Below are 13,447 nucleotides of genomic sequence, written 5' to 3'. Positions count from 1 at the left end.
GAGGGAAACACAGTTCTGGTAGAAGAGGATCTGACGGCCCTCGTCCGCGACTTGGAACCGGTGAAGGTAATCTGGTGAGCAAAAAAAAACCTTCTGGGCCGATTCCGGTCCAGAAGGTTTCTTTTATGTCAGAGCCTTGATGCAGGCCTGACTCAATGCAACGCGGGTGAAGCTGGCCATCGTAAGTACCTGATAGACAGCGGCAACCCTCCCCTCCTCCAGCGCCGCATTCCCCAACGCTAAAAGGGCGTCGGCCGGCACGAGCTCAATTTCTAAGCTCCTGGAATCTTCGAAATCGATCGTGATCTCATCATCGGACGTCAGTGATCGGCCAGAACACAGCCCATCAAAAACACCCGGGGCTTGGGACAGCACGAGATCGAAGAACTCAACGTAGGCGCGTAACTCGGCAGACTTCTCGTCTGACCAAGTGGTGCGCCCTTTGTCGAGGGAAGTTTGAACAGTGTGAAGCACATACTCAACAGCATCCACCTCACGCAGAAGATCCTGGTCCGCTGAAAGAAGCGCATCAGTGAGCTGAGCGCCTGTACGCGCATCGGCCACACGGATGACTTCAAGATCACCGCCCGCGTCGCTATAACGGCACTGGGAGATGACACGGATCATGGCTTCATAGGTGGTGTCAGCTTCCACTACATCACTGAAGGCTTCCCCGCTGGGAAAAAGGCCTGAAATGAGTAGCGACTGAGAATTGAGTTGAGTAGTTTGCGATTGCTGAATCATGGGAAATCTCCTGAAAGAGTGTGCTGTTGAGGCGTTCCGCCTAACGGCCTTGCAACAGGAGATGGTCAACAGGAAGTTATAATCGTGCGCACACAGAACAGTACTTACGGATACTGTCAAGCCTAGAATTAATCCTCATAGGGTGTTGTTATGCGTTATCAGGGGTTGTGCTGGCCCCTTTGAACAACCAGACGGACTAGCATACGGCGGTCATTGTCTTCATGCACTGCCCGAAACGTTGGGGCCACCCTGTTCCCGACGCTACAATTCGCACCGCGAATCGACTTAACCTGTGAGAGTTTTCATGACCAACCTGGAGCGGATATTCAAACGACCCGCGGCACTGCCAACGATCTCGTCTGTGGTTCTGGACCTTTACGAGATGACAAAGGACTCCGCGGTTCCTCTGTCGAGCATCGTCAAAATCATAAGCGCCGACCAGGTACTGGCCGCACGGGTACTGAGAACAGCCAACTCCGCTTATTTTGGTCGTAGCGGATCTGTGTCGCGCATCGAGGATGCCATTTCAACAATCGGTATCCACACACTTCGAACCACCATCATCACGAACGGTCTGATGAAAGCGATTCCAGAAGCTCCAGGAATCGATATGCCCGTCTATTGGAAAATGGGGCTTCATACTGCGTTCATGGCTTCTCACCTTGCAGCAAAAACAGATCATGACCGAGATGAAGCATTCACAACTGGACTTATGCAGGGTTTGGGCGTGTTGTTGATTCACCTGGTGATGCCGGAAGAGGCATCTGAAGTAATTCAACACGTAGCCCCTTTGGACTTTATGAAACGAAGAGCAATTGAAAAGGACCTTCTCGGTTTCGACAACGCAGAAGTGGCGGCAGAGCTCCTCAAACGTTGGAAATTCCCGGCCGCAATTCAAAAAGCTTTGCTCACGTATTCCAATGTTGAGCCGCTACCCGATAAGCTTGGCCAATTGCTATCAGTATCCTCGGCATTCGCATTTAGCGTTGTTTCGGGGTTGGATGAATCTTCTGTCGCCGAACGTGTTGATCCCAATGTCATTTTCAGATTCGGCTTAGCTCAAGATTGGTGGGCTGTCAGCCGAGATAGGGTATCCGCTTCCGTGAATTTGATGATTGTATAAACGAAAGGGATTCGTCGTGCTCAAAGGGCTCCGCCTTTATCAGGCCATAATTGACAGAAGCGATCTGCTTTCTGTCCCGTTCGCAGTCGCCAGTAACCGGTGTGGATTTACTGCGGACTCTCTTGCCAGTTGCTTTGGCGATGTGTCGAGATCCAAGCCGCATGTACTACTCGATGTATTGGATCGCAAACGTATCGATAAAATTGCCGCTTTCTTAGGCTGCTCTGGTTTTGGTGTGCTCCAAATGGCAGACGTGTTCTGCTGGGCGGATTATTGCTTGATCCAGTCCTCCTCTGTTTTCAAGTCATCTTCAAACGCACAGGACAGCCGTGAGGCCGCGGATTACTTTGACTCCGTCACGAAATCGAACGTCGCCGGCTCCGCAGAATTCATCATTGATGAGCTGATTGCCGCAACGTGGTCTACAGATCTAAGAGAGGCTGCGGAAAAGACGCAGATCCCATTCTTGAAGCTACGATCCTGGCGGGCGGGGAAACCCATGCCAACGCTGAAGGATTTGGAGGCAATTCGGGTCCTCGCAAAACACCTGGATATGGGGACCCCGTTGGTGATGATGGCACTTGGTGTGATCAGGACTTCAGATTTCATGATCGATGGTATTCCAGTCGACATCGAGACTGAGCTGAACCACGCTTTGGAAATAGAAATTTTGTAAATGATCGCTTGCATCATTACCCATGTAAAATATGTGGGAATAACACGTATTGATAAGATTCTGGATGATTGCTAAGATCTTGACTAGGCCTATTGGTTGGATCTTCCTTTTGCCCAGGACTTGAAAAATGTTCAACGCACGCGTGACTACTTCCGCCCTTCTCGGTCTCCAAATACCGGCACCCGCTATTGAGGTGTTGGAGGAGATACACTCCCTCGAGGGCAGCACCCTCACCTCCTCGATTGAACGCGCTACGACTGGCGATGCGAAATCCATTGAGTATCTCAAGGGCATCTTTTTCACTGTCCTCCCGATAGTACCTACCCGCCTGGCCACCGCTCAGTTAACCCCCCCGACCATTCCTCTTCTTGTATCTATCGGGCGAACAGAGGGGCCAGTATTTGCGAAGGCGCTTAAACGTTGGGTGGATAGCGGTTGTCCAGACAACGACGATGGCAGGTATTTGCGCAGGACCTACGCAAAGGCTCTGGTGACCACTTTTAATGACCAGGGCGCCAGTGAACCAGTGGAAGCCGCCAACGACGTGACCAATAATGCAATCGGCGCTGATGAACCTCTCGGGCAAATTGACGAACCTCTGAAGCAGCAAACCGGAAAAAACTATGTGAATCGGCATGTCTACGGCGGGAAGGTTGCTATTTGCTTCTCTGCCGATCAGACCCGGAACGAAGAGCACACCATTCGGATCGAAGCGGCTCTTGCATCCGGAACTCGCACCTACAATTGGGAAGACAAGATCGCGATTCAGTTGTCTACGCGAGAGCTTCCGTGCGTGCTAGCGACACTGCTACAGATCCAGGATACGTTCGAGGGGAAAGGCCATGGTGCGCTTAACGAAAAATGGTTCAAGTTGGAGAACCAGCCGGGCAAGGTTTATTTGTCAGTGAATGCTAAGGGGTTGGCTTCGCGATCGTTGCCGATCGGGCCTGGTGACTGCTATGCAATTGTCACGCTGGTGATGGAGCAAATGTTGAAAAATTCCCCTTTCCTCACAGCTGAAACGCTGCTGGGGCTAATCAAACGAACAGGGCTCATGGCATCGGCGAAGGGATGAGCCCTTCGCCCTCTACGCTTGGACGCCGGCACTCGTGGAAAGCAGGAATTGCAGCAGCTGATCGGAGTTAGGCGCTTCCTGGAAGCGATCTGCGAAAATGATCGCGACTAGGCAATTCAGCACCATTGGACTCAACCCCTTCGACTTATATTGCTTGTAAGCCAAATCGTCCTTTTTCAGTTGCGACTCGTATTTTGCCAACAACATCTGCTGCTCTTCTGGGCTCTTCGCATTGATCTCGTCACGGATGGTGGTGCGCTGTGCAGCACCCCATTGCTCAAGAAGCACATTCATTTGATTACCTGGTGCGGTCTGTGTAGCCGTATCAGGCTTTTTGGCAGCTTTTTGCGGTCTCGGTGCAGGGGCGGAAGCATCAGATGGAGCAACCGGCTTCTGCTTGCTTGGAGCTTTGGCGTAGTTGTTGGTAACGGCTGCTTTGAAGTAAGCCGCTGGACTTGCAACAGAGTCCTTTTTCTTCATCTGCGCTTCGGTGTAGTCCGCTTGAGCCAGCAGATATTCCTCATCGTGATTCATCCCCAACTCTTCTATGTCCTTAGCGCTCAAGGACAGAGACTTCAGTCGCTTGGACACCTCGGCACCGACAATTTCTGGGGGTGGAGATAGGCCGAGCTCAGGTTGCATTAGGGTCTCAAGCTTGAACCAAAGCTTGTCGTACTTGCGGTTATTTTTGGTCACGACTACTTCGATTTTGAAACGCCCTTCAATACTGTTTACTTGGTCGACGGCACGGCCAAGCATTTTATTGAAGTCTCGGAACTCAGCATGAGGGGTTGCTGATCCGGATAGCAGGACGCTCCAGGCTGTCCAATGCTCGCGAAAGGTTTCTTTCTGGGAGAATCCGTAGTAACGGGACACGAGCTCATGCAAGGAGAGAGCGGAGTAACTGGTGAAGTGATACTGCATACGCAGATCTATCAGATTGAAAATAGTCGGATCGAGTAGCCGGCGTTTTAACTCAGCAGGAAATGAGTAGCGGATGGTCTGATTGTCATCGAGGATGTAGGCTTCGGCGATCAGGTTTGCAACGCCCCACCCACTTTTCCGACCCGGACTTTCGCCTTTGTAATCGAACTCCACCTGTACCTGGGTCATGCCCTTCAGTACTTTCTTCAGGTGGTCCCTGCTATTCGAGGTCGTGTGACCCACGTGCTCTTCAACCAATTTGATTGGGATATCGTGGACCATCTCTGTGTCTGGTCTTTGCTGAGCAAACTGAGTTAGGGTGTTGTACAGCTTGCGTTGAAGGAATGTGAAATCACTGGTCGTTGAGACGTTTCGCATCGCCAGGGCTTCCACAGCTTTTTTCAGCTCAACAGCTTTTGAGGGTTCAATCTCTCTGACAACCAAAATTTTCGGAGCACGCTTACGTTTCGGGGGATTTTGGTCCTCACCAGTCGGCGCATCTGATTTCCGTTTTGTTCGTGGTCGTGGTGAAGAGGTGTCCATCTCAAATGTGCCATTGGGTGACTGTGGTGGCACATTACCCGAACGATTGAGTTAGGGTCAATCTTTTCTCGGTGCCATCTTCAGGGTCGAATTGTTCCATGGTTAGGGTTTACTCAGAACGGTGTGTTTCTCGCTTTTGCTTCTCGCCTGGTCAATCCAAAAAAACCAACAACAGCTTGTTTCTGTTTTTACTGCTTTTTAGAAGCTTTGTTAGTGAACCCCTCTAAGCCACGGTTTATATGGCTTCCAGCCAATTCTGTGTGCCATCGTTAGGGCCAACAGTGCCAGCGCTCGTGCCATTTGTGCCCTCGTTAGAGCGGTGCGGTGCCAGGCTTAGTGGAATGTGCCTTGATTAGGGCTTTTATGTGCCATCGTTAGATCCCCTCCTTAAATGTGCCGTGCTTAGTGGCTATTCCCACTAAGCACGGCACACCCCCTGTAACCCATGTAATTCAAGGCCTCCAACGATTTGGTGTGATCAGGTTTTCACACGACCCCATCTAGCCGTGGCACATTTCATCCCGAACGATGGAACCGCTGAAAGCTATTTCAGGTGGTTTACTTTAGCAATGCTCTAGCGATGGCACATTTGGGTTTTATTAAGCAGATCAAGGAGCTGTGCGTGTGGGCTTGCCCCTAAAGATGGCACATTAGGCTGGCTCAACTCTTCCTCATCCCTGCAAGTCCCTCCTGTTCCCCCTACAAGGCTCTGTAGCAACGCTGTGTCCGCGCCCCTAATCACCACTTCAGCAACTGTTTTCACAGTGAAAAGCGCCTGTAATCGTGTCTGGCTATAAACCCTAACGCTGGCACCTTTCAGATATGAGCTATTCGTTGACGGCTCTAACGATGGCACATTTCAATGGAGATTGGGCTTTCCAGTCCCTAGCGATGGCACATTTGCTCAGTGGGACCCGTGTTTTGGGGGGGTTATGCCTATGCGCGTGATTTCACCGTCTCTCAAAGGATGGCCATTAACGGTGGCACATTTGGAGCCAACGACTCTGCTGGGGATTGTGAAAACGCGATGGCATCAGGCCTGTGCGAGGTGGAGGGGGTGTGCCATGCCGATATCGTCAGCCTGCAATGACCACTGCCCCACCAAGTACTCACGCGCAACTACGTGAAGCGGAACGGAGCGCTTCAGCTGGCAAGGATTGGCAATACGGGTGTAATGCGTGGCCTTGCAACATTTGCTACAGACCAGGATGGAGCGTGTATCGGCGGGCTGCCGGTATGCGTGCTTGGGCAGCTATATATAGAAGCAGTGCCTGCCGGGAAACGGCCAAAAAAAAACCCTGCACGTGCGTGCAGGGTCGGGGGGGTAGCGGAATCTAGAAGTGAAACGCTGGATTACCAGTGTCTACAGGTCCAGGGGCTTGTGCATTTACCGGATGCTGTTCATTGGGCGATGTAGGTGTTTCGTTTTGCTGTGGTGCCGCTTGCGACGCGTTTTTTACACGGGGGGAAATAGCAATGCTGATGTAATCCTTACCGCCGTTGACGCCGAGCTTCTTCCAGCCGGCGATGCGCATTTCATGGTTGAACCCAAAACTACCTGCATAGTCAGGGCCGTCACCAACCTTTTCGCTCTCTACGAACAGGCTGGCATTGATGCCACCGATCGAGAGTGAGTAAAACTTTTCTTCAGAATTGGCCTTTTTCTTCACCCAGACGGCGACGTCGAGCTTGAGCTTTTGGCTTTTTTCCTTATTAAGCAAGAACTCGACATACCCGACAAACAGCGGGGCTCGCTCAGACGAACGATCGGTGTTTTCGAAAATGGTTCCAGAGCCGTCAGCGAGTACCAGTGCAATAGAAGTCATGTGCATCTCCGAGGTATTTAGGGGCGGCTTAAAATTCAGCCTTTAGGTGTAAGTCGGTATGAATCACACGGCATTGTAATCTAGCGATAACACGTAGCCATACGTGACATGTATCAAATGCATGTCTTATTTTAGGCTGGATCATTCCTCACGCACCAGCATGTGAGCTCGCTGAAAGAGACAGGACATGTCCATATTTCACAGTGAAATATGGAGTTTCCACTGCGATCAATTTCACAGTGAAAAACCGCAGTCGGTAAATAGTTGGCGCTCAATCCAGTTCCCTGTCCGGATAACGTTGCTCTGCCTAGTCATGACTGATGGCCGACTTGACTCGATATTTCACAGTGAAAAACAATCCAATCCGAGTTTTAGGTATGTAGCGCCCTCTAGTTTTCACTGTGAAAACTAGAGGGCGCTCTTCTGGGGCGACTAAGGCATAAGCCCTGTCCCGGATTCAGAGGATGCGGGCGCACGAAAATGGCTCATTGCTTGGTTTTCACAGTGAAAACCAGGCACAACCCCGCCAACGTTTCTTCACGCGGTTCATCATCAAGCATTCCTTAGATGCGCCACTTGGGTGGTGAAGTGCTGGCCAACGCGTAGATGTTTTTCACAGTGAAAACTTATCGCCAGCCAGGTCGAAGTTAGCGACAGACCAAAGTTGTTCTAGTGACTAAGCAGAGTGAATAGGTGCGAGGCGGTAGGCTACATATCTGCTGGAGTTTTCACAGTGAAAGTCACAGTCGGATACATCGACCTAGGAAGGGGGCTTAGATCTGCTATTTTCACAGTGAAAAAGGTCAGAAGGTTTTCACTGTGAAAACCCGCGCTCAATCAATTTTGAGCACGGGAAGTTTGTCGCTGGCTACCTGAAACTACTTATTGTCATGGGGTATCAGCAGGATTTTCACTGTGAAAAGACAGACTGTAGATTGGCCGGGATAGTTGTGATGTATCGGTCCCGGTTGCCAACTACAGGTTTGCGGGGGATTTGTGAGGTACATACTGCGCACTGCGCACTGCGCACTGCGCATTGTGCGCTATGCACTGCCCAATACACACTGCACTTACCCGGTTTTGACATCGGGTTACGAGGCCGGCCGGAGGCAGTTAGTTAGAGCAGACACGAGAAAATGCCTGTGAGCTTTACGATGCGGAACAGACCGTAAGGTGAGATTTCACAGTGAAATTAGACTGAATTCTGGCAGCGCTTTCACTGTGAAAAAGAGAAAACCGAGCGAATTTTTCACAGTGAAAAAGAGGTCAACAACCAGACCACCTTTAAAAATCAATAGGTTGGGTAAGAGTTAGCTAGTTGTTCACCAACTCGATGGGAGAATTCCTGACTAATAATTGGTGGCCCGCAGCTCAGTACGACTCTTCAGAATGGGGATAAGAAGCCAAGCCAGACGTTTGAGAGGACAGGGGAGCTGATGTTGTCCTTATCGTTCCATGGAATTGAGTAAGTTGGTTCCGATTTTGAGCCGTTGCTGCTCTGCAACTTGGTCTGTGTTTCGATCAGGCGTAAAGGAGGGTGTTACAAGTTAATAGGAATGCGTTGCAGATGATCTCCGCCCAAGTATTGCCATGCCAAATGTCAGATAGTGATCCAGATCGCGGAGGTACGGAGCGGGAGAACGCTTGGTTGGTTTTGGCGTGATCTGCTTAACGGCATGATCGTAGTAATTTTTGTAGGTCGATGAGTCGTATGGCTTCTCGCCTGGTGCAAGCCTCGCTAACAGCTCTTCTGCTTCAGGTATCAAGATATCCATTGCCTTGGGGATGGTCAGGCCGCCGCCCTTGTTGCAGGGATTTACCAAGTCCCACATCCATAGCCCATACAACTTGCTCCGATACTGCTTTGTCTCGCTGACCTGAAAGGTACGCTCGTCGTAGTTGCGCATGAACAGCGAGTTATCGAACTCAGGGGTGCTGACGTTGGCATAAATGCCACAGTTGTCGATTAGCGCTTCCCTGAGGGCTGCACGGAACTCGCGCCACATAGCATCAATGCGTGTTGGAGTTGTGTAGGTAGGGACTGCGAGAATCAGATGGTTTTTAAGTTCCTTACCATTGATGCTGACCTGGTGCTGCTTGTGGCCAAAAATGCGGACGTTTGAGACTAGGATTGTCTGGTAGGCGCCCTCACAGACGATACCGGTCATTTGCTCATCACGCTCAGCTTCTTGCGTGTAGAGCCAATGGTTGTCACGCCCCAATCGCTTAGCCCAGAAGAACGCCGTGTGCTCACCACATTTAGCAGCTAAGTAATGAGTCAAAAGGGTTTTTCCGCTTACCAAATTGGTGAGTGCGAAGGGATCGTAGTAATCGAAAAAATTTAACTCGCCCTGGATCTTGCTCACGACAGCGATCCCGTTACAGAGAATGGCAGTGAGTGAGTCGAGATGGTCGCTAGAGAGGCAAGGTAAAAGCGGGAGGCCGTATCTGTCTGGTATTGGCCGGAGTTCGTGCTCAAGCAACTCGCGGAGCTCGGACATTTTTCCAGCGATCCCTAAATCCCGGGCAAGACGCGAATCCAGTAGGCGCATGCAGCGGGCAGTCGCTGTGATCCTTTGTCCTACATGAAGGCTGGGTTTATCGGTTGTCAGTTGTGTTTCGGCAAGCACTTGGTCGACTTGCGTACGTATGCTTCGTAGCGCAAGAAACGCCTCGGGAAAATGAAGGGAAAAGCGCCTGACACAGTACTGATGCGCTAAAACCTGGCCGAATTTCTGGACCTGTTGAAACTCAATCAGTTGGTCTTGAGATAGCACACGCGTTTGATTGGCCACCGCATGATGAATCACGCCTGAAATAGGGCTCATGGCTTACGAATTGCTCCACTGTATCGGGATCATGATTCTAATTAAAAGTCAACATCTGGGGCAGCGCTCGCTCTCAGATGCATGCAGGAACAGTTCGGTTTATTAACCTGTGCCTGAGATCGATCAATGGTGGTCGACTCTTAAGGAAGACTCCACATGTCATTACGAACGATCGGCGATGTAATTTCCAACCCTTTTGGTACGGCGCGGCTTCTCGAAGCTCACAGCACTCTCAAGCGAACACAAGCCGCCAACATGAGTTACGAGCAAATTTGTATCGTGTTCCCCGATGCTGCGAAGTACAGCTCAGCACAACTAGACGGCTTCATCATGATCGGCACCGATCTGGTCGAGGGGCGTGCACGCTTTGATGGGAGCATGTTTAAGCAGGCCGGGGGAGTAGTGCCGGTACCTTCGCCAACGTGAGGCTTGGAACGCTCGGGTAGTCCTGGTGACTACCCGAGCAACAACCCGGTATTTTTCGAAATCGGTATTTCGATGGCCACAACCAGCAGAAATAGGCCGGACACTTGCAATATTGCCAGCCCCTAGTACTTCTCTTGATTCATGAGATAGCACAAGTGACGCGTTTCGTTGGCGTAGCTCCTTGCCCGGTTCACGTCTTCTGCCAGGGCTTCAATGGCACGCTGAGCCGCCGGATCAGCCAAAGACTTCTCAGCAAGTTGCACGACCTTAAAGAGCGTCCAAGCAGCGATCAGGACGAGATCCTGAAACGGCTCGTCAATATAGGCATCGCCTACGGGTTTGTTCCGCTTTACATCGTGCCAGGCCGGATTTTTCATGAACATTGGCGTACCGCCTACTGCGAGAAGGTAGCCGTGAACAAGGCTGTTGCGGTAATCGTTCAAGTCTTCAGCGGCTTTCGCAGCAATCTTCAACACTGCGTTGCACTTGTCGCTGAGCTTGGGGTTTCCAACCCCGAGAGTCTTGAATTGAGTTTCGGTGTTCATCTTTTCGGTAAAGGGCCGTGTGCCCGCCACGCTGGTTTCCGTCAGCGTCCACAGTGCGCGTTCCAGTGTTGTTTCGAATAGTCCATAGGCACATATGAACGATCCAATCAGCATCAGGTGGTTCGGCAGGAGTCCCAACCCGTATAAGCGCGCTTGAATGTCGAGGGATTCTGCGGGGTAGTTGTGCACTGAGCATATCCAGGCTTTTGGCTTCGAGTTGAGCACGATACCGGCTGAACAGCAGGCATTGCACGCAAAAAGCACGCAGCTGAACATTGCCTAGCGGCACTAGTAGTTGCAGGTGGGAGACAAACATCTGAAATGGTGCAGGAAGGTCGATTGTCGACTGGGATTGCAGCGCAGCGAATATCGCGGGTGAGGAGGCTCTGCTAGTAATCTCGCCACCGTTTCCGGCGGCGATTCTTGATTGCGGTGCAAGATGCTACTTAGGATCTTTAAGCATTTCTTCCAGGTACTTCAACACATCTTCAGGATTGACGCCTTTTGGCGGAGTCAGGATCACTTTACGCCCGTCAATTCGAGCATCCAGCTGGGTGCGCTCCTTGTACGCGATGTGCTTGGGCGGCGAAGGTGTATGCGGATGATCCTTTTTACGGACTTCACTCTTGGCCCAGTTGATAGAGCTGTCCTGGGAGGAACCACCCCGAATCCTGGAAGCCGCCGCAATGACGGTATCGGTATGGCCTTGATCAGAAAGTGCGACCAGGTCGGCCACCACCCGGTTACCGATAAGCTCAGGATTTTCCTCAAGCATCCCAATGACGGCCGCGGGCAGTTTGAAGTACGCCAGGCACCGGCTGATGGTGGGCATGCTTCGACCAACTCGACGGGACAGTTCGGTCTGGTTCTGGACGATCTTGTCGTCGAGCAGCTGCTTGTAGCTGACGCCACGTTCAAAGTCGGTCAGATCTTCACGAGCGTCGTTGTCCGCGACGGAAAGTACGGCCGCTTCTTCGTCGCTGAGGTGGCGCACCAGAGCGTAGATGGTGTGTTTGCGCAAAAGCTCGTGAGCTAAAAAACGGCGCTCACCAGCAATTAGCTCGTAATTACCATCTGGCAACGGTCGAACAACGATGGCGTTGTTGAGTCCTCCATTGTCTTCGATGGTATTGGCGAGTAGAGCAAGCTTCTCTTGGTCAAAAACCCGGCGAGGCTGGTACTTCCCCTTGCGGATTTTCAACATCGGAAGAAACATCACCTCACCTGGCAGCTTCTCCGACGCCAACTCGACATCCGTAGCAGCAGGCTCAATGTGACGGGGTGTGGATACCACCGCTCCGTTCTGAGGTGGTGCTGTTTCTGCGGCTTCCTCATCAGTCAGCCCGATTTGACGAAGAACCTCGTCCATCGGTTTCAGATGAGCCTCAGGCATAGTTTTTGGGACTGAGACGCCCTGAATGCTACTGCCCTCGTTAGCGGTAACCGTGGGTTTGCCGATAGGACTGGTTCTCCTCATTTGGATTTCTCCAGCACGGACTTAGCGCGTTCCATGACTTCGTCGAATACCTTACGGAAGGCGCCGAGGGAGTTTTCGGTACCTTGTTTCCAGAGCACCAGCGGGATGCCATCCTCCAGGCTCTTCGAATAGTCCTCGGAATGGATCAACTGTTGCTCGGTAACCTTACCCGGGAACAGCGAGGAAAGCCTAGCCAAGTTGGCTTGAATGCGAGGACGGTTCCTGATGTACATCGTCGGAATCGCGATGATTTCAGGGGCCCGCCCGAAATCCGCGCTCATGTCATTGATCTTGAAAGCCAGTCGCGACAAGGCTCGAAACGAAAATTTGTCCATGCGTATTGGGCACAACAAGAAATCCGCAGCGGCGAGGCTGTTACGCGAAAGCATGGTGCCAGAAGGGGCGTTGTCCATGATGATTACGTCGTAGCTGGACAGGTCGCAATGCGGGACCTTGCCTTGTCGAGCCCGCTCAATGAACAACGAATACCGAAAGTCAGCGCCTTGCGCGTTTCGAAGGACCACATCCATGTCGTCAAGCGAATCGAATGCGGGAATCAGGTGGGGGCCATCCTCGCCGAAAGGTTTCTTGATCACCTGATCCAGATCCATGGGAGGGAAGGTTGACCCGAGGCGCATCAAGTTGCCCAAATGGCCTTCAACCGCACGGTCCACCGGTAGGCCAAGCTCGGCAAGTTCCTCAGTCGTCTGATCTGGGTCATAGCCCAACATGCTGGAAACGTCTGCCTGAGGATCATTGTCGATGATCAGCGTTTTATAGCCTGCCAGCGCTGACAAAATCCCTGTGTTGCAAGTGGTGGTGGTTTTTGCAGTGCCGCCTTTTTGTACGTAGGTGCTGATCGTGATTTGTCGACCAAGGCCTTTGGTATTGCCGTTCTGGCGGCGGATTGCAGCAATGCGAAACATATCCATCAGTGAGTAACTACGAACACCGACAGGCCCACGAATTCGGTCGATTGTGAGGTCGTTATCCTTCTCGATCGCTTTGAGGGTTTGCGAGCTGATCTGCAAGCTTTCCGCTACGAATTTCGGGCTGTATCTCAAGGAAGTGAAGTCGGTGAACGTGTATTGATCGAGTTGTTCTGTAGCTGCATTCATGTGCGGCACCGGCGAGTGAAAGTACGAATGGGGCCATTCTGTACCGGATGTATCTACTGATACAAGACAAAATGGGGTAATACCCGCATGGAAATCGTCATTTGCACTGTAGCTTCATATAGTAAAAAGGCAAATTAATGAT

11 protein-coding genes are annotated in these 13,447 nt (G+C 51.5%); 4 read left to right on the top strand and 7 right to left on the bottom strand.

Translation table 11 applies throughout. From position 1 onward, the window contains the following. Positions 1-123 precede the first annotated feature (123 nt). Positions 124-744: a hypothetical protein gene (locus tag H7995_RS27410; RefSeq protein ID WP_185819251.1), complete on the bottom strand. Its 621-nt coding sequence runs from the start codon at positions 742-744 to the stop codon at positions 124-126. Between the two features lie 304 nt (positions 745-1,048). Between H7995_RS27410 and H7995_RS27405 the strand changes: the two genes are divergently transcribed. From H7995_RS27405 to H7995_RS27395, 3 genes are all read left to right on the top strand, one after another. After that, positions 1,049-1,867 (top strand): HDOD domain-containing protein, encoded by an 819-nt coding sequence (locus H7995_RS27405; RefSeq protein ID WP_185819250.1) that lies wholly within the window; start codon positions 1,049-1,051, stop codon positions 1,865-1,867. A 16-nt stretch (positions 1,868-1,883) separates the two neighbouring features. Continuing rightward, complete coding sequence (locus H7995_RS27400) at positions 1,884-2,543, top strand: XRE family transcriptional regulator (RefSeq protein ID WP_185819249.1); 660 nt, start codon at positions 1,884-1,886, stop codon at positions 2,541-2,543. Between the two features lie 127 nt (positions 2,544-2,670). Next, positions 2,671-3,618, top strand: a complete 948-nt coding sequence (locus H7995_RS27395; RefSeq protein ID WP_185819248.1) for a hypothetical protein — start codon at positions 2,671-2,673, stop codon at positions 3,616-3,618. Between the two features lie 12 nt (positions 3,619-3,630). Here the strand turns inward: H7995_RS27395 and H7995_RS27390 are convergent, their stop codons facing one another. The 3 genes from H7995_RS27390 to H7995_RS27380 all read right to left on the bottom strand — a co-directional run bounded on the left by H7995_RS27390 (position 3,631) and on the right by H7995_RS27380 (position 9,739). Beyond that, positions 3,631-5,085: a RepB family plasmid replication initiator protein gene (locus tag H7995_RS27390; protein WP_185819247.1), complete on the bottom strand. Its 1,455-nt coding sequence runs from the start codon at positions 5,083-5,085 to the stop codon at positions 3,631-3,633. Between the two features lie 1,334 nt (positions 5,086-6,419). Then, a complete protein-coding gene (locus H7995_RS27385; RefSeq protein ID WP_185819246.1) occupies positions 6,420-6,911 on the bottom strand; it encodes a hypothetical protein in 492 nt (163 codons plus the stop codon). Positions 6,912-8,458: 1,547 nt separating this feature from the next. Further along, positions 8,459-9,739, bottom strand: coding sequence for a hypothetical protein (locus H7995_RS27380; RefSeq protein WP_185819245.1), 1,281 nt, complete (start codon positions 9,737-9,739; stop codon positions 8,459-8,461). A gap of 156 nt (positions 9,740-9,895) precedes the next feature. Here H7995_RS27380 and H7995_RS27375 point away from each other — a divergent pair, with 156 nt between their 5' ends. Continuing rightward, complete coding sequence (locus H7995_RS27375) at positions 9,896-10,165, top strand: hypothetical protein (protein ID WP_185819244.1); 270 nt, start codon at positions 9,896-9,898, stop codon at positions 10,163-10,165. Between the two features lie 122 nt (positions 10,166-10,287). Here H7995_RS27375 and H7995_RS27370 read toward each other — a convergent pair whose 3' ends face one another. From H7995_RS27370 to H7995_RS27360, 3 genes are all read right to left on the bottom strand, one after another. Beyond that, positions 10,288-10,899, bottom strand: coding sequence for a hypothetical protein (locus H7995_RS27370; protein WP_185819243.1), 612 nt, complete (start codon positions 10,897-10,899; stop codon positions 10,288-10,290). A 253-nt stretch (positions 10,900-11,152) separates the two neighbouring features. Further along, positions 11,153-12,187 carry a ParB/RepB/Spo0J family partition protein gene (locus H7995_RS27365; protein WP_185819242.1) on the bottom strand — a complete coding sequence of 345 codons (1,035 nt, stop codon included), beginning with the start codon at positions 12,185-12,187 and terminating at the stop codon, positions 11,153-11,155. Next, positions 12,184-13,305, bottom strand: coding sequence for a ParA family protein (locus tag H7995_RS27360; RefSeq protein ID WP_046481557.1), 1,122 nt, complete (start codon positions 13,303-13,305; stop codon positions 12,184-12,186). Before H7995_RS27360 ends, H7995_RS27365 begins: the two co-directional genes overlap by 4 nt. Between the last annotated feature and the right edge of the window lie 142 nt (positions 13,306-13,447).

The sequence above is a fragment of the Pseudomonas kielensis genome (assembly GCF_014236655.1).
Lineage (GTDB): Bacteria > Pseudomonadota > Gammaproteobacteria > Pseudomonadales > Pseudomonadaceae > Aquipseudomonas > Aquipseudomonas kielensis.
This window is presented reverse-complemented; position numbering and strand designations above follow the sequence as displayed.